Here is a 21,535-nt window from a genome sequence, read left to right as displayed (position 1 = left end):
CAGCAGCGGATGGACAGGCGAACGGCGTCGGCGCAGTGTGCGGCGCGGTGGCGGCGCTCGTCGCCGTCGTCGTCAACCGGTCGCGGACCGCACCACGATCGAGCGTGACTCCGCGTCGAGGTCCATGGCACGGGCCTGCGCGTTCCAGAACCAGCGCTGCCGGAACAGGGACATCTGCTGTGAAGAACGTCCCGACCACCCCGCCCAGGGACAGTCAGGCTTGTTCCCTGCTGGCCGCGGCAAGCCGGGCCGCGGCGAGGAGCGCGTTGCGGTCGTGCAGCGTCGTCCGGTCGCGCCCGTGGGTGGCGCCGAGGGCTTCCTCGGCTGCGTCGATCGCCCTCCAGTCCTCGAGCAGGACGGGCTGCAGCCCCTGCCTCATCAGCACAGCGAGCAGGTCCTCCGGCTGCCGGCGCGATCCAAGCGCTCCGGCGGCGGCATCTTCAAGGAGGCTCGAGACGGTCTCCTTTGCGTCGTGCTTGTTGGTGCCGACCACCCCGGTCGGGCCCCGCTTGATCCAGCCCGCCACGTACTCGCCGGGCGAGGGCCGTCCGTCGCGCAGCACCCGCCCCGCGGTGTGGGCCACCGTCCCCGTGCGCTCGTCGACGGGCAGACCCGGCAGGGAGGTCCCGCGGTAACCGATCGACTGGACCACCAGGTCGGCGGGCAGCAGCTCAAGCTCGCCGGTGCCCACCGTCTGTCCGTCAGCGTCCGAGGCCGTCCGCTCCAGCTCCACCGCACGCACCCTGTGGGGTCCGAGGATGCGTACCGGCCGCCAGCGGAAACGTAGCTTCAGCCGGACGCTTCCCGGGGAAGGCTCGTGCTCGGCCCAGCCGCGCAGAACCGCCAGGTTACGGGCCACGGCCGACTCGGCGGCGGCGCGCTCCTCCGCCGCCCCCACCAGTTCCAGGTCGCGAGGGTCCACCAGTACGACCGCGGACCGCAGCTGGCCGAGCTCGCGCAGTTCCGGGGTGCTGAAACTGGCCATGGCCGGACCCCGTCGTCCGACGACGGTGACCTGCTCGACCGGCGCGTCCGCGAGCGCTTCAAGAACATGCTGCGGCATCTCGGTGGGCTGAAGCTCCTCGGGTGCCCTCGCGAGCACCCGGGCGACGTCCAGGGCGACGTTGCCCACGCCAATGACCGCCACCGAACGAGCGTGGGACAGTGCCTCCTCCACGGTGGCGCGGTCGGCGTCGGGATGTCCGCAGTACCAGGACACGAGGTCAAGGGCGGTCAGGCTCCCGGGCAGCTCCTCCCCCTCGATACCGAGCCGTCCGGCGTCGGCGGCGCCGTATGCGTAGATCACCGCGTCAACATGAGCGCGGAGCTGTGCCAAGGGGAGGGCGACGCCGACCTCGACGTTGCCGAGGAACCGCACCCGCGGGTGTTCGAGGGCGCGCTGCAGCGTGCTCCGCAGACCCCTCATCTTCAGGTGGTCGGGGGCGATGCCGTACCGCACCAGCCCGAAGGGCGTCGGCAAGCGGTCGAGGATGTCGACTGCAACAGGGACGGCGTCCTGCTCGGCCAGCGCCTGGGCCGCGTAGATCCCGGCCGGCCCGGCGCCAACGATCGCCACCCGCAGGGGACTAGCGGGCTGGACCACGAGGTCGCGCCTAACCGTCACGCTGGCATCCTCGCCCATCCGGGTGCGCCCGGTCATCTCCCCGTCGCACCGTACGCGCGCCAAGCACCTCGGTCTCACCCGGTGACTTCCATGGCCAGACCGGTACCAACCGGGAGGGACCCGGCCTCCGCGAGACACTGGCTGCCTGCCGGGCGGGGGACACCTGCCGGTGAGCAGGCTCGACCGGCGGGTGTCTGGCACCATGCGCACCCGTGGCGACGCAGACCTCCTCCGGCACCCCGTCCGCCGTCGACCGGTTCTTCCGGATCACGGAGCGCGGCTCCACCGTGGGCCGCGAGATCCGCGGCGGGCTGGCGACCTTCTTCACGATGGCCTACATCATCGTGCTCAACCCGCTCATCCTCGGCACGGTGCCGGACGGCAGCGGCGGCTTCCTCGGTGGCGGCGACGGCCCCAACCTCGAGATGATCGCGGCGGCCACGGCCCTCGTCGCCGGTCTGATGTCCATCCTCATGGGGCTTGTCGCGAACTACCCCCTGGCCCTGGCCGCGGGCCTGGGGCTCAACGCGTTCGTGGCGTTCGGGATCGCCGGGCTACCGGAGATGACCTGGGCGGACGCGATGGGGCTCGTCGTCCTCGAGGGCCTCATCATCCTCGTCCTGGTCCTGACCGGGTTCCGCGAAGCGGTGTTCCGGGCCGTGCCCGCGCAGCTGAAGACGGCGATCAGCGTCGGCATCGGGCTGTTCATCACGATCATCGGTCTCTTCGACGCTGGCTTCGTCCGCAAACCGGCTGGGCCCACCCCGGTCGAGCTCGGCATCGGCGGGTTCCTCGCGGGCTGGCCCACTGTGGTGTTCGTCGTCGGCCTGCTGCTCATCGTCGTCATGATGGCCCGCGGGATGAAGGGCGCCATCCTCGGCGGCATCGTCGCCGCGACCGCCCTCGCCGTCCTCGTCGAGACCGTCGCGAACCTCGGGCCGCAGATCGGTGCAGACGGTGAGGTCCGCAACCCTCGTGCGTGGGGCCTCAACGTGCCCGCGCCACCCGAGCAGTGGGTGTCGACACCGGACTTCGGCCTGCTCGGCCAGTTCAGCCTGCTCGGCTCCATCGAGAAGATCGGCATCATCAGCGTCGTCCTGCTCGTCTTCACCCTCATGCTCGCCGACTTCTTCGACACGATGGGCACGATGGTCGCCATCGGCAAGGAGGGCGACCTGCTCGACGCGGACGGCAACCCGCCCAACGCCCGGCGGATCCTCGTCGTCGACTCCGTCGCCGCGGCTGCCGGCGGTGCCGCCGGAGTGTCGAGCAACACGAGCTACATCGAGTCCGCGACCGGCGTCGGTGAGGGTGCCCGCACTGGCCTCGCGTCCGTCGTCACCGGTGTCGCGTTCCTGCTCGCGACGTTCCTCGCCCCGGTCGTCGCTATCGTCCCCTACGAGGCGGCGACCCCGGCCCTCGTCGTCGTCGGATTCCTCATGATGACCCAGGTCAAGGGCATCGACTGGGACGACCTGGAGATCGCGATGCCGGCGTTCCTCACCATCGTGCTCATGCCGTTCACGTACTCGATCACCGCCGGCATCGGTGCCGGCTTCGTCGCGTATGTCGTGCTCAAGGTGGCGCGCGGCCGGGCCAGCCAGGTGCACCCCCTGATGTGGGGCGTGGCCGCGCTGTTCGTCCTCTACTTCGCCATCGACCCCGTGAAGCAGGCCCTCGGCGTCGCGTGACCCCACCCCAGCCCCCGTCGTCCCCGTGATCATGCAATCCCGCCACCCCCAGCCCCCGTCGTCCCCGTGATCATGCAATCCCGCCACCCCCGCACGCCGGGCGCGCAAAGTGCTGCGGTGGTGGCACGCACGCCGATGTCGCTGTGACGGACTCCGCGCTCTGCTCGTGGGGCTGAGGATCCGGAGTGTCCGGCGGGCGCGCCTCGGTCGTTCGGGCCGTCCGGGACGGCGGTCATGTGACGTGAGGCCGTACCTGCCTCGCGCCAGCCCGACGCCCGGGTGGCGGGACTGCATGATCACGAGGAGGGGAGGGGAGGGGGAGGGGAGGGGCGATGGGAGGGCACAACCACTGAGGCCTGGCATTTTCGTTAGCCGGAGTAATGAGTTATGCTAACGGCATGCCGTCCGCCCCCATGCCCTCCGCGAGCCAGTGCCGTCCTGCGCCGCTGGCGGCCGACCTGCGCGTCGCGCTCATGCGCTCGGTGCGCCGGCTGCGCCAGGAGAAGAGCAGCGAGGCGATCAGCGACGGTCAGTACGCCGTACTTTCCGTCCTCGACAAGCACGGGCCGATGACACCCCGGGAGCTCGCCGCTCACGAGAACGTGCAGCCTCCGTCGATGACTCGCACCCTCAACGCCCTTGTCGACGCCGGCCTGGTGGAGCGCACGGACCATCCGGACGACGGCCGCCAGGTGCTCATCTCGATCAGTGAGGCCGGTGCCCGCGAGGTGGCCGAGACCCGCAAGCGCCGGGACGCCTGGCTGACCCGGCGGCTTGCCGAGCTCAGTGCCGAGGACCGTGAGGTCCTCGCCCGCGCGGCGCTCGTGCTGCGCGAGGTGGTGGCCCGGTGAGTCCCACCTTCCGCTCCCTGCACGTCTACAACTACCGGCTGTGGGCCAGCGGGGCCATCGTGTCGAACACCGGCACCTGGATGCAGCGCGTCGCCCAGGACTGGCTGGTGCTCACCGTGCTGACCCAGAACTCTGGGGTCGCAGTCGGCATCACCACCGGACTGCAGTTCCTCCCGATGCTGCTGCTGAGCCCCGTCGCCGGACTGCTCGCCGACCGTCTGCCGCAACGTCGTCTGCTCATGGCCACCCAGGCGCTGATGGGCCTGTGGGGCTTGCTGCTCGGCCTGCTCGTCATCACCGACACAGCTCAGCTGTGGCACGTGTACGTGCTCGCCACCCTGCTCGGCGTCACGTCAGCCATCGACTCCCCCGCCCGCCAGACCTTCGTCGCCGCCATGGTGCCGAAGGAGATGCTGCCCAACGCTGTGGGCCTCAACAGCGCCTCGTTCCACGCGGGCCGTCTCATCGGTCCGGCCCTGGCCGGTGCCCTCATCGCCGCCCTCGGCAGCACCGGCCCCGTGTTCCTCATCAACGCCGTCTCGTTCGCCGCCACCGTGGTCGCCTTGATGCTCATGCGTCCGGCAGAGCTCTTCCCGATGGAGCGCGCGTCCAAGGGCCGCGGTGCCATCCGGGAGGGTCTCCGCTACGTGCGCGGTCGCCCGGACATCATGCTGATCATGTTCATCGTCGGCATGGTGGGCACGTTCGGCCTCAACTTCCAGCTGACGACTGCTCTGATGGCTCGGCTGGAGTTCGACAAGGACGCCGGCGGTTACGGCCTGCTCGGCTCGATCATGGCCATCGGGTCACTCGCCGGTGCGCTGATCGCCGCCCGCCGGGAGCGTCCCCGTCTCCGGCTCGTCGTCGGGGCCACCGCAGCCTTCGGCGTCGCCGCCACCGCGGCGTCCGTCATGCCTACCTACGAGCTGTTCGCGCTGTCCCTCATCCCGGTCGGCCTGGCCTCGCTCACCCTCATGACCGCAGCCAACGCCACCGTCCAGATGAGTACCGCGCCGGAGATGCGCGGGCGGGTGATGGCGCTCTACATGGCCATCTTCATGGGAGGCACTCCTGTCGGTGCGCCGATCGTCGGCTGGGTCGGTGAGGTCTTCGGCGCCCGGTGGACCATCGCGGTCGGCGGCCTGGTCTCCCTGGCCGTCGCCGGCGTGGCCGTCGCCTACCTGCTGCGGACGCAGCAGGTCGTCGTCCGGTACCGGCGGGACGATCGGCCGCGGCTGTTCGTCCAGGTGGGAGCGGCGCCGCGGGACCGCGAGGCGGCCCGCAGTGAGCTCGCCGCGCAGCAGTCCCGGGACGCCGCCAGCGCCGCCTGACGCTCCGCCGTCCGCGCAGAGTGCTGGGTTGGTGGCGCGACACGCCGGCAGGAGTGAGCTGGATCCAGCACTCTGTGGCACGGGCGGGGTGGCGGGATTGCATGATCACGAACGAGGGACGCTGGACCGCTCACGGGTGGGTGCGGGCGCGGGGTGGCGGGATTGCATGATCACCGAGGGGTGGGGGGAGGGGTGGACGGTGGTGGGGCTGGGACGATGACCTCATGCCGACCCCGCTGCCCGAGGCCCTCGCCGAGGTGCGGGCCGCGCTGACCGACGTCGACCGGCTCGTCCGCGCCGTGGGGGCCGGGCGTCGGCGCGGGGCCCGGCCGCGCTGGCGGCGGGTCGAGCTGCGACCGGTGGACCTCAAGGCGGGTCGGCGTCTGCAGGTCGTCGAGCACACCGAGACCGGCGCGACCACCCGAAACCTGGAGCCGGCGGACGTCGCCGGCGCGGTCGACGTCCTGCTCACCGAGCCGTTCGGCAACTGGCACGTGGAGACCCTCGAGCAGACCCTCCAGATCCGGGTGACGAAGAAGGGGGAGGCGCAGGTGCACCGGGCGGCGACGAGCCGCCGCACCGTCGCGCCGTCCGCGCTGCACGCCCACGACCGGATCAAGCCGCGACTCATCGAACCGGACGACCCGCTGTTCACCGTGCTCGGGGCGGACGCCGACAAACGGCGCCAGGTCGACGCCTTCCTGCGGCTGCTGGAGCCGGTCGTGCGCCGGCTGGACGCCGCCCCGCTGCGGGTCGTCGACCTCGGCTGCGGCAACGCGTACCTGACGATGGCGGCCCACCGCTACCTGTCCAGCAGGCCGGGCGGCGTGCGCACCGTCGGGGTCGAGCTGCGCGAGGACCTCGTCGCCCGGTCGGCCGAGCGCGCCGCCGCCGTCGGGCTGGACGGCCTGTCGTTCGTCCCCGGCACGATCGCGCAGGCGGACCCCGGCCTGGGCGGCGTCGACGTCGTCCTGGCCCTGCACGCCTGCGACACCGCCACCGACGAGGCGCTGGCACGCGCCGTGCGCTGGCGGGCGCCGGTCGTGCTGGCCGCCCCCTGCTGCCACCGCGACCTGCACCGCCAGCTCGGCGCAGCCCCCCACCCCTACGGGGCGCTGACCCGCCAGCCGATCCTGCGCGAGCGGTTCGCCGACGTGCTGACCGACGCCCTACGGGCCCTGCTCCTGCGGATGGTCGGCTACCGCGTCGACGTCGTGGAGTTCATCGACTCCCGGCACACCCCACGCAACGCGATGATCCGGGCGGTGCGCACCGGCGCCCCACCCGGCCCCGACGTCGTCCGGGAGTACACCGACCTCGTCGAGCAGTGGGACGTCGTCCCGGCCCTGGCCCGGATGCTCACACCCGAGCTCGCCGACCTGCGCCTACCGCCGTCAGCAGCAGCGCTGCCGCGCTGAGCAGCAGCACCGGCACCAGGAGGAAGCCCTGGTGCGGTCCGACGGCGTCCGCCAGCGCACCCAGCGCGAACGGGGCGGACCCGATGGCGACCCCGGCGCCCACCGACCCGGCCGCCGACCCCAGGTCGGGCCGCCCTCCGCTGGCCGCCATCACCAGCGACACGGACAGCGGGAACAGCAGCGCCACCCCGCCGCCGGCGACGACGAGCCCGACGACGGCCGCCGGCACGGCGGGGGCCGTCCACAGCACGAGCCAGCCCGCGCCGGCGGTGAGTAGGCCGGCGAGCAGGAGACGGGCAGGTGAGAAGCGCAGCGCGAGCCGGCCCGCCAGCAGCCGGCCGACGGCCATCCCGGCGACGAAGCCGGTGACCGCCGCGGCGGCCGTGCCGGGCGCCGCACCGAGCCGCACCTGGAGCAGGTCCCCGGCCCAGAACGTGGTCGAGAACTCGACTCCGACGCCGAGGGCGAGGACGCCGACCAGGCTCCAGAACCGCAGCCCCAGCCGGGGGCTCGCGGACGGCGGTGCGGGCGGGCCCGAGCGGTCGAGGGCCTGGTCCGGGCGGTCGAGGGCGGGGCCCGGGCGGTCGAGGGCCGGGTCCGGGGGCAGGCGGCGGACGGCGAGGAAGGCCGCGACGCCGAGCGCGGCGGCGACTCCGACGGCCGGCCGCCAGCCGAGCCCTGCGGCCACCGAGGCGCCGAGCGCGAGCGGCGCCAGCACACCGACGAGCGCCGCGCCGGCGTTGGCCTCGGAGATGGCGGCCGCCCCGGCCGGACCGTGGTGGTCGGCCAGCGCCGGGGAGGTCGCGTTGAGCGCGGTGGACCCGCCGGTGCCGGCGAGCAGGGCGCCGGGCAGCGTCACCTCCAGCCCACCGCCGGAGACGAGCAGCAGGACGCCGAGGGCGAGGGTCAGCGCACCCCCGGAGATGACTGCCCGGCGGCCGAACCGCCTGGTCAGCGCCACCCCGAACCAGCCGGCCAGGACCGCACCCAGGGCCAGCATCGTGCCGTGCAGCGCGGCCACCGACCGGCTCGTGCCCTGCTCGGCCCGCAGCAGCGGCACCGCGGGGCTGAAGCCGAACACGAACCAGCCCCAGGTGCCGAGCCAGCCGTAGAGGGTCCAGGTCAGGCCGTCGCGCCGCAGCGTCAGCCGACCCGCCCCGGCGCTCAGAGCAGCCTCTCGACGACGTGGTCGACGCACCGGGTCAGCGCCGTCACGTCGTCCGGGTCGATCGCCGGGAACATCGCGATCCGCAGCTGGTTGCGGCCCAGCCGCCGGTACGGCTCGGTGTCGACGACGCCGTGGGCGCGCAGCACCGCGGACACCGTCGCCGCGTCGACCGAGGGGTCGAGGTCGATCGTGCCCACGACGTGCGAGCGGGCCGCCGAGTCGGCGACGAACGGCGTCGCCCACTCCCGGGCCTGCGCCCAGCCGTAGAGCCGCGAGGCCGAGTCCGCCGTCCGGGCCGTCGCCCACGCCAGCCCGCCCTGCCCGAGCAGCCAGTCGAGCTGCTCGGCGGCCAGGACGAGCGTCGCGATCGCCGGGGTGTTCACGGTCTCGTCGCGGCGGGAGCTGTCCAGCGCCGCGGTGAGCGACAGGGACGTCGGCACCCACCGTCCGGTCGCGGCCAGCTCACCGGCGCGCTCGACGGCGGCCGGGGAGAGCAGCGCGAGCCACAGCCCGCCGTCCGAGCCGAGCACCTTCTGCGGGGCGAGGTAGTAGACGTCGCACTCGGCGAGGTCGACCGGCAGGCCGCCGGCCGCGGAGGTGGCGTCGACGACGACCAGCGGTCCGCCGTCCGCTGCCGGGGCGGTTCCCGGCACCCGGTGCACGGGGGCCATCACCCCGGTGCTCGTCTCGTTGTGCACCAGGGCGTGGACGTCGACCCCGTCCTGCGCGTGGGGCATGGCCAGGCTGCCCGGGTCGGCGCGGACGACGGACGGCTCGGCCAGGAACGGCGCTGCGGCCGTCACCGCGGCGAACTTGGCCGAGAACTCCCCGTGGACGACGTGCTGGGAGCGTTCGCGGACCAGACCGAGGGCGGCGACGTCCCAGAACGCGGTGGCGCCACCGTTGCCGAGGACGACCTCGTACCCCTCGGGTGCACCGAGCAGCTCGGCCAGGCCGCGGCGGACTCGGCGGACCAGGGAGCGCACCGGAGCCTGCCGGTGGGAGGTGCCGAGCAAATCGGTGGCGGCAGCGGCGAGCGCGCGGACCTGCTCGGGGCGCACCTTTGACGGCCCGGAGCCGAACCGTCCGTCGGTGGGCAGCAGGTCGGCCGGGATCCGGATGTCCGGGACGGCGCCGGTCGGGGGCACGGCGCTCATGCGGTGCGGTGCGCCGGGGACAGGTTGTCGGACCAGCCGTCGACCTGTTCCGGACGGCGCGGACCGGGCCCGACGTAGCGGGCGGACGGGCGCACGAGACGGCCCGTCGCCTTCTGCTCCAGCACGTGCGCGGCCCAGCCTGCCGTCCGGGCGCAGGTGAACATCGGCGTGAACATGGCCGGCGGGACCTCGGCGAAGTCCAGGACGACGGCGGCCCAGAACTCGACGTTCGTCGCCAGCACCCGGTCCGGGCGGCGGGCGTGCAGCTCGGCGAGAGCGGCGTCCTCCAGCGCGCGGGCCACCTCGTAGCGGGGAGCGCCGAGACGTCGGGCGGTGTCCCGCAGCACCCGGGCCCGCGGGTCCTCGGCCCGGTAGACGCGGTGCCCGAAGCCCATCAGCCGCTGACCGCCGTCCAGCACCGCCCGCACGTAGGCGCCGGCGTCCCCGGACCGTTCGACCGCCTCGAGCATGTGCAGCACCCGGGACGGCGCTCCGCCGTGCAGTGGTCCGCTCATCGCGCCGACCGCCCCGGACAGGCAGGCGGCGACGTCCGCCCCGGTCGAGGCGATGACCCGGGCGGTGAACGTCGAGGCGTTCATCCCGTGCTCGGCGGCGGAGACCCAGTACGCGTCGACGGCCTCGACGTGGCGGGGGTCGGGCTCGCCGCGCCAGCGGATCATGAACCGCTCGACGATCGTCGAGGCCCGGTCCACCTCCCGCTGCGGGACCATCGGCAGCTCCTGACCGCGGGCCGACTGGGCGATGAAGCTCAGCGCCATCACCGAGGCGCGGGCGAGGTCCTCGCGGGCCTGCTCGACGTCGATGTCGAGCAGCGGGCGGAAGCCCCACACCGGGGCGAGCTGGGCCAGCGCCGACTGCACGTCGACCCGCACGTCGCCGGTGTGCACCGGCAGCGGGAACGGCTCGGCCGGCGGCAGGCCGGGGTTGAACCGGTTGTCGACGAGCAGGCCCCAGACGTTGCCGAAGGAGACCCGGCCGACCAGGTCGGTGATGTCGACGCCCCGGTACCGCAGCGACCCGCCGTCCTTGTCGGGCTCGGCGATGCGCGTCTCGAAGGCCACGACGCCCTCCAGGCCGGGGACGAACGTGGTGTCGGTCATGCCGTCATGGTGCCAGGCGGGCCCGCGGCCGCCGCCGGGGGAGCGCGGTCCTACTCTCGCCGGTATGGACGCCGTGCGACCGGTCGTCGACCCGGCGGCCCGGGTGCTCTACACCGGGGAGGGCCTGGACGACGCCGCCGTCGAGGCGCTGCGTGCCGCCGGCCCGCTCGCCGTGCTCGAGCAGTGGTACGCCGAGGCGGCCGCCGACCAGCGGGTCACCGAGCCCGGCGCGATGGTGCTCGCGACGGTGGACGCCGCCGGCGACCCCGACGCTCGCACCGTCCTGCTCAAGGGGATGGACGCCGACGGGCTGACGTTCTTCACGAACCTGCGCTCGGCCAAGGCCCGCCACCTGGAGCACCGTCCACGGGCGGCGCTCGTGCTGGTGTGGCACGCGATGTTCCGGCAGGTGCGGGTGCGCGGACCGGTGTCCGTCGTCCCCCGCGAGCAGGCGGCCGCGTACTTCGCCTCGCGCCCGCGGGCCTCGCAGCTGGGGGCGTGGGCGTCCCGGCAGTCCGAGCCGATCGGGTCCCGGGCCGAGCTGGACGCCGCCGTCGCTGCGGTGACCGCTCGCTTCGAGGGCTCGGACGACGTCCCGCTGCCGCCGTTCTGGGGCGGGTACCGGGTGCACCCGGTCGAGGTCGAGCTCTGGGTCGGGCACGCCGACCGGCTGCACGACCGGGTCCGGTTCGCTGCCGTGGACGGGGTGCCTGCGCCGCTCGACGACCCGGCGGCGTGGAGGGTGCAGCGGCTGCAGCCGTGACCGTGCAGCCCTCACCGTGCGGCCCTGACCGGGGGCACCACACCGGATCGGCGCTCAGCGCCCCGGTGACAGGGAGGACAATGGCCTCGACCTGACGAAGGAGGGACCATGAGCACCAGGCCCATCCAGGCCGACCTCGACCGGTACGCGGGCTACCTGGCCGCGGAGTGGGACGCCGCCGCGCTGTACCGCGGGCTCGCCGAGCTCAGCCAGGGCCGGCGCCGCGAGGTGCTCGAGGAGCTGGCGGCGATCGAGGAGAAGCACGCCGCCTTCTGGGCGGCCAAGATGGTCGAGCACGGCGGTACGGCGCCCGATCGTGCGGCCTTCCGCCCCTCCCAGCGCACCCGTGAGCTGCTCGCTCGGGCCCGGGCGGAGTCCACGGACGTGATCCTGCCGATCGTGGAGCAGGGCGAGCGCGATGCCGCCGACGAGTACGCCGACGAGCCCGAGGCGCCGCCGTCCATGCTGGAGGACGAAGCCGGGCACGCCCGGGCGCTGCAGGGGCTGATGGCGGAGGCCAGGGGCGGGACGTCGTCCCCTCCCGTCTCCGAGGGGTGGCACCGGGCCGACAAGTCCGGGACCCTGCGGGCGGCGATCTTCGGGGTCAACGACGGACTGGTCAGCAACACCGCCCTGGTGATGGGCTTCGCCGGCGCGGCCGTCGACCAGCAGGTGGTGCTGCTGGCCGGGCTCGCCGGGTGGTTGGCCGGCGCGTTCTCGATGGGGGCCGGGGAGTTCATCTCGATGCAGAACCAGCGCGAGGCGTTCGAGCGCGAGCTCGAGATCGAGCGACGGGAGATCGAGGCGCACCCCGAGGACGAGCGGCGTGAGCTGGAGCTCATCTACGAGGCGAAGGGGATCGACCCGGCTACCGCGCGCCAGATCGCCGAGCAGGTGATGTCCGACAAGGACATCGCGTTGGAGACGATGGCGCGCGAGGAGCTGGGCCTTGACCCGGACGACCTCGGCTCGCCGTGGGGGGCAGCAGGGTCGAGCTTCCTGTCCTTCTCCCTCGGCGCGGTCATCGTCGTCATCCCCTACCTGTTCACCGGGGGTGGTCTCGCCCTGGGACTGGCGATCACGATGGCGCTGGTGGCGCTGGCCGCGGTCGGCGGCGGGATCGCCCGGCTCACCGGACGGCCGCTGCTGCGCGGCGTCGTCCGGCAGGTCGCGGTCGGTGCGCTCGCGGCGGGCGCCACCTACCTGTTCGGCACCGTGTTCGGCGTCACCGTCATCTAGCTCGGTGTCACGCCGCGGTCAGTCGTGCGGCGAGTGGGCCGGGTCGTCGAGGAACCCGTGCCACTCGTGCAGGGCGCCGAGACCGAAGGCCACCTCGACGGTGCGACGGTCGCAGACCTCCTCGGGCGGGCCGCTGGCGATGACCCGCCCGCTGACGATCAGCACGTGGTCCGCCGCCCTCGCCTCGTCGAGGTCGTGGGTGGTGAGCACGATCGCGCCGCCGCGGTCGCGCTCCTCGTGGATGATCGTGTCGATGGTCCTCGCCGAGACGATGTCCAGTCCGGTCAGCGGCTCGTCGAGCAGCAGCACCCGGTGGTCCTGGACGAGCCCCTGGGCGACGTACACCCGTTGGCGCTGGCCCCCGGACAGCTCGTGCAGGTGACGCCCGGCAAGGTCGTCGATCTGCAGCCTGGCCAGCGCCTCGTCGATCCGGCGGCGGTCGGTGCGGGAGAAGGGTCGCCACCATCCCGCGCTCGGGTAGCGGCCCATGCCGACCGTCTCGCGCACCGTCATCGGGGTGGTGCGTGGCACGGTCATGGACTGCAGCACGTAGCTGAGCTCCCCGCGTGCCTCCCGAGGGGGCTTGCCGAGAACCTCCAACGACCCGGCCGAAGGGGCGAGCAGGCCGGCGAGGGCGTTGAGGATCGTGGACTTTCCGGAACCGTTGGGGCCGATGACCGCGGTGATGCCACGGCCGGGGACGGTGAACGTCGACCGGTCCACGGCCGTGCGACCGCCGTACCGCAGGACGAGGTCGGTGGCCACGGCCACGGGCACCTCGGTGCTGGGCGCCGAGCCGGTCATGGCGTCGCCTGCTGCGTCGTCCCCACGGCTGGGCGGACCCGTCGGCGCCCGAGCACGGCGACGGTCCGCGTCACCGCCAGGGTCACGAAGAAGACCACGATCGGCACGATGGCCATCGTCGCGGACGCCGCGGTGCCCAGGTGGTAGCTCGCCAGCAGTCCCGCGGCTACGGACAGCACGGAGATCACGGCCGCCGTCACCATCATCCGGGGCACCGTCCGGACCAGGAGCACCGCGGTGGCCGGGGGGCCGATCAGCAGACCGAAGACCAGCAGCGTCCCGACGGCCTCGAAGCTGCCGATGACGGCAGTGGCGATGAGCGCCAGGAGGGCTGCGTGGGCCACGTTGGGGCGCATGCCGAGCAGCTCGGCCTTCTGCTCGTTGAACGCCAGGGCCAGGAAGGGGCGGTACATCACCACCGAGACCAGGAGCACCGCTACGGTCAGCACGCCCTGCCGCACCAGGTCGGCCGAGGTGACTCCCAGCGCGTCGCCGAACAGGATGCTGGTCAGGCTCCCGGTGTAGGCGTCCGTCCGGGAGATGATCACCACGCCGAGGGCCAGCATGCCGACGAACAGCAGCCCGATCGCGGTGTCCTCGCTGAGCGCCGTCTGCCTGCTCACCAGCTCGATGCCGGCCACCATGACGAGCGCCGCCACGGCCGCCCCGAGCAGGGGGCTGACGTCGAGCACGACCGCCGCCGCGATACCTGGTACCACGCCGTGGACGAAGGCGTCTCCGAAGAAGCTCATGCCGCGCAGCACCAGCCAGGTGCCGACGACCGAGCTCATCAGGCCGGCCAGGACCCCGCCGGCCAGGGCGCGCTGCTGGAAGGCCAGCTCGAACGGTTCGACCAGCCACTCCATCACGCACCGTCCTCCTGCGGGGTCAGAGCGTCGGCGATCCGCCGGGCGTTCTCCAGCATCATCGAGGAGTAGTCCTCCGCGCCGGACCCCTCGGGGCCGACGCTGCCGACGTAGAGCTCGACGGTCTCGATGTCCTTCCCGGTCTCCGCGGCGAGGGCGGTCAGCAGCTCCGAGTCCTCCGCCACGTTCCCGAAGATCGCTGTGACGCCGGTCTCCTCGATCACCGTGACGAGCTCCGCGAGGTGCGCCGAGCTCGGCTCACCCAGTGTGGACCCCCCGGGGACGACGACCCCGGCGACCTCGAAGTCGTAGGCCTCCGAGAAGTAGCCGAACGCCCGGTGGTCGGTGATCAGCACTCGGCGCTCGGGAGGGACGGCGGCCAGGACGGCGCGCACCTCGTCGTCCACGGCTCGCAGGTCGGCGCCGGCGTCCTCGCCGCACGAGATGTACGCGTCGTCGCCGGTCAGCTCGGCGAGCTGGGCGCCGATGAGCTCGGCGGCGTCCGCCATCCTGGCCACGTCGAGCCACACGTGCGGGTCCAGGGAGAGCCCGTGTCCGTCGTCCGCCAGTGCGTCGGGCTCCTCGGCCACCAAAGGCAGGGGATTCACCAGCTCGGCCACCTCGATGACGGTAGCGCCGTCCTCCTGCGCCGCCTCGAGGGCGGAGGCGAGACCCTCCTCCAGCCCGAGTCCGTTCGCCACCACGAGGTCAGCCGCAACCATCTCCTGGACGTCGGTGGACGCGGGGGCGTAGTCGTGCGGGTCCGCGCCCACGGGCATCAGGGTCTGCACCGTCCCGCCGCCGCACTCGACCACCCGCCCGGCGACGTCCCCCAGGATCGTGGTGGTGGCCACCACGGACACCTCGGCGTCCTGGTCCGCCGGTCCCGCGCAGGCTCCGGCGGCAAGGACCGCGAATGCTGTTCCGACGACGGCGAGTGCTCTCATCACGGCTCCCAGGGCTCTGGTGCGGCGGCGCGGCCGATGTACTGTCGAGAACTGCTCTATAGTGATAATCATTCCCACATAACGGGCCCCGCGTCCGCCGCCGTCCGACAGGAAGACTGAGACCATGACCTCGCAGGCTCAAGGATCCCTCGGCGACCGTCCCGGCGCCGGCACGGTGTACGTCGAACCCGACAGCGCGACCGGCCCCCGGCTGGCCCACTTCCCGGTGACGTTCTTCGCCGCCGCGATGGGGCTCGCTGGCCTCTCCCTGGCCTGGACGCGGGCGGCGCCCGTCCTCGACGTCCCGGAAGCGGTCGGGACGGCGCTGTTCTGGGTCTCGCTGGTCGTGTACGCCGCGATCCTGGTGACCTACGTCGCCAAGCTGGTCCGCCACCCTGGCGCCGTGCGCGAGGAGCTCGGTCATCCGGTCCGGCTCTCCTTCGTCCCCACGACCAGCATCGGTCTGCTCCTGGTCGCCACCGCGGGGCAGGACGTCCACGCGGTGGCCGCACCGCTGTGGTGGGTAGGAGCGAGCGCACAGCTGGCGCTCACCCTCTACGTGCTGTCGGCGTGGATCAACCGGCCGGTGTTCGCGATGGACCACGTGACCCCGGCCTGGTTCATCCCCGTCGTCGGGCTGATGGTCGTGCCGTTGGCGGGAACCGAGTTCGCTCACCCGGAGGTGTCCTGGTTCTTCTTCGCGGTCGGGGTGACGTTCTGGGTGCCCCTGCTGGCGATGGTGCTGTCCCGGTTGTTCGTGCACGAACGGCCGGTGCCGCCCCGGCTCCTGCCCACGCTCGCCGTCCTCATCGCACCACCTGCCGTGGCCACCGTCGCCTACCTGCGGCTTGTGCCGGATGCCGGCGACGGTCCCGTGCCGCGGCTGCTGTACTACGTCGCCCTGTTCTTCACCGTGCTCTTCGTCGTCCAGGTGGACCGGCTGCGCAGGCTGCCGTTCTTCCTGTCGTGGTGGGCGTACGCGTTCCCGCTGGCGGCGCTGAGCGTCGCGACCAGCGTGATGGCCGGGGAGATCGGCGGCTGGTTCTTCACCGCGGCGTCCTGGACCTTCCTGGTGACGGTCAGCGCGCTCGCGCTGCTGCTGGTGGTGCGCACCGCGGCCAGCATGCTGCGGGGAGAGGTGTGCGTCCCGGAGTAGCGCCCAGCACGTCCGCGCCGTCACGGAGCTCCGTCGAGCCGGCTGGGCGCCACGAGGGTCCACAGACGGCGGAAAAGGGGCTGGCGATCGGCCGTCTCGACGACGTAGCGTCTGCGGTACACGGGAAAGGAGGTGGTCCGAACAGTGAGTGACAGACGGACGCGTGAGGTGGCTGCCAGCTAGCCGCCCGAAGCACTTCGGACGGACTGCCCCCGGTCCTCCGGCCCGCTCGTGGCGGCCGGCGAGTCCACGGCAGTCACCGCAGCCCGCGGGTGCCGCACCTCGTCCAGTGCGGCGTCCTCCTCGGCGAGGAGGGAGCCCGCGGGCTGTTCCCTGTCCAGGCGGGACCACAATCTGGCGAGTGCCGCGCCTGTTCGCCGACCTGACCCCGCTGCGGGTCAGCGCCGACTACCGGCGGCTGCTCGTCGGCAACGCGCTGGCGAACGTGGGCCAGCAGCTGGCGATCACAGCGCTCGGCCTGCAGGTGTACGACCTGACCGGCTCCACCCTCGCCGTCGGGCTCGTCGGCCTGTTCGCGCTCGTCCCCCTCGTCGTCCTCGGTCTGTACGGCGGGGCGATCGTCGACGCCTACGACCGTCGCACGGTGGCCCTGGGCGCCTCCGCGGCGTTGTGGGTGGTCTCCCTCGCCACCGCGGGACAGGCGTGGGCGGGGCTGGAGCAGGTGTGGGTGCTGTACCTGCTGACGTCCCTGCACAGCGCCGCGTTCGCCGTCGTCCAACCGGCTCGGGCCGCGATCCTGCCGCGGCTGCTCCCACTGCGTCTGCTCCCCGCCGCGAACGCCCTGCAGGCAGCCGTCTTCCCGGTGGGGTTCACCCTCGGCCCGGTGCTCGCCGGCGTCCTCGTCGGGCAGCTGGGCTACGGCGTCGCCTACTCGGTCGACGTGCTCACCTACCTCGCCGCGCTGTGGGCACTCGTGCGGCTGCCGTCGTTGCCCCCGCAGGGGAGCGTCCGCCGCGCCGGGTTCTCCTCGGTCGTCGAAGGGCTGCGCTACCTACGCACTCAGCCGAACGTCCGGATGACCTTCGTCGTCGACGTCCTGGCGATGGTCTCCTCGTTCCCCCGGGCGCTGTTCCCCGCAGTGGCCATCGGGGCGTTCGGGGCCGGTCCGACGACCGTGGGCCTGCTGTCCGGCGCGATCGCCGTCGGGTCGGGGCTGGCCGGTGTGCTGTCCGGGCCACTGGGACGGGTCAACCGGCAGGGCCTGGCGGTGCTGTGGGCGATCACGGCCTGGGGGACCTCGATCATCGGGTTCGGGGTCGTCGTCCTGCTCGCGGAGGTGGTCGGGCCGGGGACGTGGGCCCTCGCTGCGGGGCTGGGGTTCCTCGTGCTGGCCGGCGCGTCGGACGCGGTCAGTGCGGTGTACCGGCAGACGATCCTCCAGTCGGCCACGCCCGACGCGATGCGGGGGCGGCTCCAGGGGGTGTTCGTGGTCGTCGTCGCCGGCGGGCCGCGACTGGGCGAGCTCGCGACGAGCGGGGTGGCGCAGGCGGTTGGCGAGGGTATGGCGGCGGTTGCGGGCGGGGTCGTCTGTGTCCTCGGGATCGGCTGGCTCGCTCGTCGCAACCCGCGGTTCCGTCGTTACGACGCCCGCCACCCCGAACCCTGACCCCTGGTCTCGGCCCACCCCAGCAGCACCAGGCACACCGCCCCCACCCCCTTTTCGTGATCATGCAATCCCGCCACCCCCGCCCGCCCTGCTCGTGATCATGCAATCCCGCCACCCCCACCCCCTTTTCGTGATCATGCAATCCCGCCACCCGGGTGGACGAGTGGTCGTTGCGGTGGTCACAGAGTGCTGCCGCCGGCACCGGCCTACTGGCGTGTCGTGCCGCCAAGCCAGCACTTTTCGGGAGCGGCGGCGGGTCGTGCAGGTGGCGGGATTGCATGATCACCAGCGTAAGAGGTTTCACGTCAAGGTCTTGGGTCGTGTTGATCTTGTTGGTGGTGTGTGGGGTCCCCGCCGGGGGGGTGGCCGGGGTCGGGTTCCTCGTCTCTACGTAGCTGGCAAGTGGGCTTGGGGTCCCAACAGCGTTCAAGCGAGCTTGTGAGGTTCCCTGGCGGCCTGGCGGGGCTGCTCATGGTGATCATCGAGGTGGAAGGGTTTCCCCTCTACGAAGGTGCGAGCTCGCCCCGCCGGGGTCGGCGGGTGTGCTGGTCAGGCGGCCATGGGGGCCTCGGTGGTGGGGCCGGCGGCGATCCGGGGGTCCCAGCGCTGCCCGGTGGTGGTGACGGCGTAGATCCAGCGCAGCAGGGTCGTGGCGCAGGCCACGTGGGCCTGTGCGCGGGTGAGCCGGTTGTGCTGGCGGCTGGTCAGGTGGGCGTGGCGGGCGGCCAGGACCGGGTTGTGCCGGATCACCGTCCAGGTGGCACGCCAGGCGGCCAGCCGCAGCCCGGGGCGGCCGCGTTTGGAGGTGCGGGTGCGGCCGCGGAAGGTGGCCGAGGTGTTCTCCACCGGGTTCAGCCCGGCGTGCTTGACCAGGGACCGTGCGCTGTCGAAGCGGGTCGGGTCACCGGCCTCGGCGAGGATCTGCGCGGCAGCCGGCAGGGACAGCCCGGGGATCGAGGCCAGCGGGTCACTCAGGCCCAGGGCGTCCACGGCGGTGAGCATCTCCTGCTCGACGGTCTGCTGCTGGGCGCGGGCGGCGCGCAGGTCATCCACCGCCCAGGCGGCGCGTTTGAGCGCCCCGGCGCGCTGGCGGGCCACCGCGCCGGTGGTGTCGTTGAGGGCGGCGAACACGCCCTCGACGATCCGGCGGCGGATCTTGCGCCCACCCCAACGAGGCAGCTCACGGCGCACCGCGTCGGTGAACCGGGCCAGGCCCATCCGCCGCAGCCGGGCCGGGTCACCGTTGCAGCGGTCCAGCACCACCGCCACCGACGCCTGCCAGGTCATCGACTCGAACGGCTTGCTCGCCGCCGTCAGGACCGTGGGCCAGCCCACCGCGAGCAGGTCACGCAGCTGCAGCACCGCCCGGGTCGACCGGGTGATCAGCTCACCACGACGGCGACCGAGGTGCCGCAGCACCGCCCACTGCTCCTCCACACGTTCGGGGACGTAGCAGCGCAGCTCACCGGCCAACCGGGCGATCAGCACCGCATCCTTGTAGTCGGACTTGTCCCGGGTGTAGTCCTCCTCCTCCCGGGCCCGGGCCGCGGCCAGCGGCTGCACACACACCACCAGCAGGTCCCGCTCGAAGGCGGCGTCCTGCACCGCCATCCACCGTGACCCGGTCGGCTCACACGCCAACGTCACCGCCGTGAACCCGGCCCGCGCAGCCTGCTGCACCGCCCAGTCCAGGACCGGCCCCAGCTCCCACGCCTTGCCCTTGAACACCCGCCGGGCCAGCACCCGGCAGTCCCGGTCAGTGACCACCACCATCTGGGTGTCCTCCCCCAGATCAACCCCCACCACCGCAGCCGACGCCGGCACCGCCGCACGCAGCCGGGCCCGCCGCTCGTTACGCCGCCGATCACCCCGAGTCAAACCCGTACCATTACCCATGGACGTCCTCCTGTTCATCGCGTTGGGACACCAAGCCCGAGACGTGTACACAGGAGGACGTTCTATGCGAACCCCCTCCCAGAACGCCATTACTACGAGGGGGTGGGGGTGGGGTCGGCGGGTCGCGCAGGGTGGCGGGATTGCATGATCACGAAAGGTTGGGGGGCGGGCCGGTGCGCCGTGGCAGGGTGGCGGGATTGCATGATCACCAGCGTAAGAGGTTTCACGTCAAGGTCTTGGGTCGTGTTGATCTTGTTGGTGGTGTGTGGGGTCCCCGCCGGGGGGGTGGCCGGGGTCGGGTTCCTCGTCTCTACGTAGCTGGCAAGTGGGCTTGGGGTCCCAACAGCGTTCAAGCGAGCTTGTGAGGTTCCCTGGCGGCCTGGCGGGGCTGCTCATGGTGATCATCGAGGTGGAAGGGTTTCCCCTCTACGAAGGTGCGAGCTCGCCCCGCCGGGGTCGGCGGGTGTGCTGGTCAGGCGGCCATGGGGGCCTCGGTGGTGGGGCCGGCGGCGATCCGGGGGTCCCAGCGCTGCCCGGTGGTGGTGACGGCGTAGATCCAGCGCAGCAGGGTCGTGGCGCAGGCCACGTGGGCCTGTGCGCGGGTGAGCCGGTTGTGCTGGCGGCTGGTCAGGTGGGCGTGGCGGGCGGCCAGGACCGGGTTGTGCCGGATCACCGTCCAGGTGGCACGCCAGGCGGCCAGCCGCAGCCCGGGGCGGCCGCGTTTGGAGGTGCGGGTGCGGCCGCGGAAGGTGGCCGAGGTGTTCTCCACCGGGTTCAGCCCGGCGTGCTTGACCAGGGACCGTGCGCTGTCGAAGCGGGTCGGGTCACCGGCCTCGGCGAGGATCTGCGCGGCAGCCGGCAGGGACAGCCCGGGGATCGAGGCCAGCGGGTCACTCAGGCCCAGGGCGTCCACGGCGGTGAGCATCTCCTGCTCGACGGTCTGCTGCTGGGCGCGGGCGGCGCGCAGGTCATCCACCGCCCAGGCGGCGCGTTTGAGCGCCCCGGCGCGCTGGCGGGCCACCGCGCCGGTGGTGTCGTTGAGGGCGGCGAACACGCCCTCGACGATCCGGCGGCGGATCTTGCGCCCACCCCAACGAGGCAGCTCACGGCGCACCGCGTCGGTGAACCGGGCCAGGCCCATCCGCCGCAGCCGGGCCGGGTCACCGTTGCAGCGGTCCAGCACCACCGCCACCGACGCCTGCCAGGTCATCGACTCGAACGGCTTGCTCGCCGCCGTCAGGACCGTGGGCCAGCCCACCGCGAGCAGGTCACGCAGCTGCAGCACCGCCCGGGTCGACCGGGTGATCAGCTCACCACGACGGCGACCGAGGTGCCGCAGCACCGCCCACTGCTCCTCCACACGTTCGGGGACGTAGCAGCGCAGCTCACCGGCCAACCGGGCGATCAGCACCGCATCCTTGTAGTCGGACTTGTCCCGGGTGTAGTCCTCCTCCTCCCGGGCCCGGGCCGCGGCCAGCGGCTGCACACACACCACCAGCAGGTCCCGCTCGAAGGCGGCGTCCTGCACCGCCATCCACCGTGACCCGGTCGGCTCACACGCCAACGTCACCGCCGTGAACCCGGCCCGCGCAGCCTGCTGCACCGCCCAGTCCAGGACCGGCCCCAGCTCCCACGCCTTGCCCTTGAACACCCGCCGGGCCAGCACCCGGCAGTCCCGGTCAGTGACCACCACCATCTGGGTGTCCTCCCCCAGATCAACCCCCACCACCGCAGCCGACGCCGGCACCGCCGCACGCAGCCGGGCCCGCCGCTCGTTACGCCGCCGATCACCCCGAGTCAAACCCGTACCATTACCCATGGACGTCCTCCTGTTCATCGCGTTGGGACACCAAGCCCGAGACGTGTACACAGGAGG

General features: G+C 72.8%; 17 protein-coding genes. 8 read left to right on the top strand and 9 right to left on the bottom strand.

The window, feature by feature from the left end; translation table 11 throughout:
- Window positions 1-214 precede the first annotated feature (214 nt).
- Window positions 215-1,642, bottom strand: coding sequence for an FAD-dependent oxidoreductase (locus HJG43_12190; protein UER55942.1), 1,428 nt, complete (start codon window positions 1,640-1,642; stop codon window positions 215-217).
- Window positions 1,643-1,836: 194 nt separating this feature from the next.
- Here HJG43_12190 and HJG43_12185 point away from each other — a divergent pair, with 194 nt between their 5' ends.
- The 4 genes from HJG43_12185 (at window position 1,837) to HJG43_12170 (ending at window position 6,915) form a co-directional block, all read left to right on the top strand.
- Complete coding sequence (locus HJG43_12185) at window positions 1,837-3,315, top strand: NCS2 family permease (GenBank protein UER55174.1); 1,479 nt, start codon at window positions 1,837-1,839, stop codon at window positions 3,313-3,315.
- A 398-nt stretch (window positions 3,316-3,713) separates the two neighbouring features.
- On the top strand, window positions 3,714-4,166 hold the full coding sequence (locus HJG43_12180) for a MarR family transcriptional regulator (protein ID UER55173.1): 453 nt from the start codon (window positions 3,714-3,716) through the stop codon (window positions 4,164-4,166).
- Entirely contained in the window at window positions 4,163-5,497 is a 1,335-nt protein-coding gene (locus HJG43_12175; GenBank protein ID UER55172.1) for an MFS transporter, read from the top strand. Before HJG43_12180 ends, HJG43_12175 begins: the two co-directional genes overlap by 4 nt.
- Window positions 5,498-5,721: 224 nt before the next feature.
- Window positions 5,722-6,915, top strand: a complete 1,194-nt coding sequence (locus tag HJG43_12170) for an SAM-dependent methyltransferase (protein UER55171.1) — start codon at window positions 5,722-5,724, stop codon at window positions 6,913-6,915.
- On the opposite strand, the gene HJG43_12165 is transcribed toward HJG43_12170, so the two are convergent.
- From HJG43_12165 to HJG43_12155, 3 genes are read right to left on the bottom strand one after another with little or no spacing between them, the layout of a single operon-like run.
- The gene (locus HJG43_12165) at window positions 6,857-8,113 is read right to left on the bottom strand and encodes an MFS transporter (protein ID UER55170.1); all 1,257 of its coding nucleotides are present in this window, start codon (window positions 8,111-8,113) and stop codon (window positions 6,857-6,859) included. The genes HJG43_12170 and HJG43_12165 overlap by 59 nt on opposite strands.
- Entirely contained in the window at window positions 8,080-9,240 is a 1,161-nt protein-coding gene (locus HJG43_12160; protein ID UER55169.1) for a phosphoserine transaminase, read from the bottom strand. Before HJG43_12160 ends, HJG43_12165 begins: the two co-directional genes overlap by 34 nt.
- Window positions 9,237-10,361, bottom strand: a complete 1,125-nt coding sequence (locus tag HJG43_12155; GenBank protein ID UER55168.1) for a citrate synthase 2 — start codon at window positions 10,359-10,361, stop codon at window positions 9,237-9,239. Before HJG43_12155 ends, HJG43_12160 begins: the two co-directional genes overlap by 4 nt.
- 64 nt (window positions 10,362-10,425) lie before the next feature.
- Between HJG43_12155 and pdxH the strand changes: the two genes are divergently transcribed.
- Window positions 10,426-11,124, top strand: a complete 699-nt coding sequence (pdxH, locus tag HJG43_12150) for a pyridoxamine 5'-phosphate oxidase (GenBank protein UER55167.1) — start codon at window positions 10,426-10,428, stop codon at window positions 11,122-11,124.
- 108 nt (window positions 11,125-11,232) lie between these two features.
- Window positions 11,233-12,363 carry a hypothetical protein gene (locus tag HJG43_12145; protein ID UER55166.1) on the top strand — a complete coding sequence of 377 codons (1,131 nt, stop codon included), beginning with the start codon at window positions 11,233-11,235 and terminating at the stop codon, window positions 12,361-12,363.
- Window positions 12,364-12,381: 18 nt separating this feature from the next.
- Here HJG43_12145 and HJG43_12140 read toward each other — a convergent pair whose 3' ends face one another.
- From HJG43_12140 to HJG43_12130, 3 genes are read right to left on the bottom strand one after another with little or no spacing between them, the layout of a single operon-like run.
- Window positions 12,382-13,167, bottom strand: coding sequence for a metal ABC transporter ATP-binding protein (locus HJG43_12140; GenBank protein ID UER55165.1), 786 nt, complete (start codon window positions 13,165-13,167; stop codon window positions 12,382-12,384).
- The gene (locus tag HJG43_12135; GenBank protein UER55941.1) at window positions 13,164-14,033 is read right to left on the bottom strand and encodes a metal ABC transporter permease; all 870 of its coding nucleotides are present in this window, start codon (window positions 14,031-14,033) and stop codon (window positions 13,164-13,166) included. The genes HJG43_12140 and HJG43_12135 overlap by 4 nt, the downstream gene beginning before the upstream one ends.
- Window positions 14,033-14,980, bottom strand: a complete 948-nt coding sequence (locus HJG43_12130) for a zinc ABC transporter substrate-binding protein (GenBank protein UER55164.1) — start codon at window positions 14,978-14,980, stop codon at window positions 14,033-14,035. The genes HJG43_12135 and HJG43_12130 overlap by 1 nt, the downstream gene beginning before the upstream one ends.
- Before the next feature lie 124 nt (window positions 14,981-15,104).
- Between HJG43_12130 and HJG43_12125 the strand changes: the two genes are divergently transcribed.
- Together HJG43_12125 and HJG43_12120 are read left to right on the top strand one after the other, a co-directional pair.
- Window positions 15,105-16,136: a C4-dicarboxylate ABC transporter gene (locus HJG43_12125; GenBank protein UER55163.1), complete on the top strand. Its 1,032-nt coding sequence runs from the start codon at window positions 15,105-15,107 to the stop codon at window positions 16,134-16,136.
- Window positions 16,137-16,497: 361 nt separating this feature from the next.
- Window positions 16,498-17,763, top strand: a complete 1,266-nt coding sequence (locus HJG43_12120; GenBank protein UER55162.1) for an MFS transporter — start codon at window positions 16,498-16,500, stop codon at window positions 17,761-17,763.
- Window positions 17,764-18,312: 549 nt separating this feature from the next.
- Here HJG43_12120 and HJG43_12115 read toward each other — a convergent pair.
- Both HJG43_12115 and HJG43_12110 read right to left on the bottom strand, forming a co-directional pair.
- Window positions 18,313-19,659 (bottom strand): IS110 family transposase, encoded by a 1,347-nt coding sequence (locus HJG43_12115; GenBank protein ID UER55161.1) that lies wholly within the window; start codon window positions 19,657-19,659, stop codon window positions 18,313-18,315.
- 472 nt (window positions 19,660-20,131) lie between these two features.
- Window positions 20,132-21,478, bottom strand: coding sequence for an IS110 family transposase (locus tag HJG43_12110; GenBank protein UER55160.1), 1,347 nt, complete (start codon window positions 21,476-21,478; stop codon window positions 20,132-20,134).
- Between the last annotated feature and the right edge of the window lie 57 nt (window positions 21,479-21,535).

It is taken from the genome of Kineosporiaceae bacterium SCSIO 59966, from assembly GCA_020881835.1.
GTDB lineage: Bacteria > Actinomycetota > Actinomycetes > Actinomycetales > SCSIO-59966 > SCSIO-59966.
The sequence above is the reverse complement of the archived record's forward strand: the minus strand, read 5'-3'. Positions and strand labels throughout refer to the sequence as shown.

Excerpts from the sequence above, each read along its gene's own strand:
- HJG43_12190 (UER55942.1), bottom strand. The coding sequence starts at position 1,642 with ATGGGCGAGGATGCCAGCGTGACGGTTAGGCGCGACCTCGTGGTCCAG.
- HJG43_12180 (UER55173.1), top strand. The coding sequence starts at position 3,714 with ATGCCGTCCGCCCCCATGCCCTCCGCGAGCCAGTGCCGTCCTGCGCCG.
- HJG43_12170 (UER55171.1), top strand. The coding sequence starts at position 5,722 with ATGCCGACCCCGCTGCCCGAGGCCCTCGCCGAGGTGCGGGCCGCGCTG.
- HJG43_12160 (UER55169.1), bottom strand. The coding sequence starts at position 9,240 with ATGAGCGCCGTGCCCCCGACCGGCGCCGTCCCGGACATCCGGATCCCG.
- HJG43_12155 (UER55168.1), bottom strand. The coding sequence starts at position 10,361 with ATGACCGACACCACGTTCGTCCCCGGCCTGGAGGGCGTCGTGGCCTTC.
- pdxH (UER55167.1), top strand. The coding sequence starts at position 10,426 with ATGGACGCCGTGCGACCGGTCGTCGACCCGGCGGCCCGGGTGCTCTAC.
- HJG43_12145 (UER55166.1), top strand. The coding sequence starts at position 11,233 with ATGAGCACCAGGCCCATCCAGGCCGACCTCGACCGGTACGCGGGCTAC.
- HJG43_12140 (UER55165.1), bottom strand. The coding sequence starts at position 13,167 with ATGACCGGCTCGGCGCCCAGCACCGAGGTGCCCGTGGCCGTGGCCACC.
- HJG43_12135 (UER55941.1), bottom strand. The coding sequence starts at position 14,033 with ATGGAGTGGCTGGTCGAACCGTTCGAGCTGGCCTTCCAGCAGCGCGCC.
- HJG43_12130 (UER55164.1), bottom strand. The coding sequence starts at position 14,980 with ATGAGAGCACTCGCCGTCGTCGGAACAGCATTCGCGGTCCTTGCCGCC.
- HJG43_12125 (UER55163.1), top strand. The coding sequence starts at position 15,105 with ATGACCTCGCAGGCTCAAGGATCCCTCGGCGACCGTCCCGGCGCCGGC.
- HJG43_12115 (UER55161.1), bottom strand. The coding sequence starts at position 19,659 with ATGGGTAATGGTACGGGTTTGACTCGGGGTGATCGGCGGCGTAACGAG.
- HJG43_12110 (UER55160.1), bottom strand. The coding sequence starts at position 21,478 with ATGGGTAATGGTACGGGTTTGACTCGGGGTGATCGGCGGCGTAACGAG.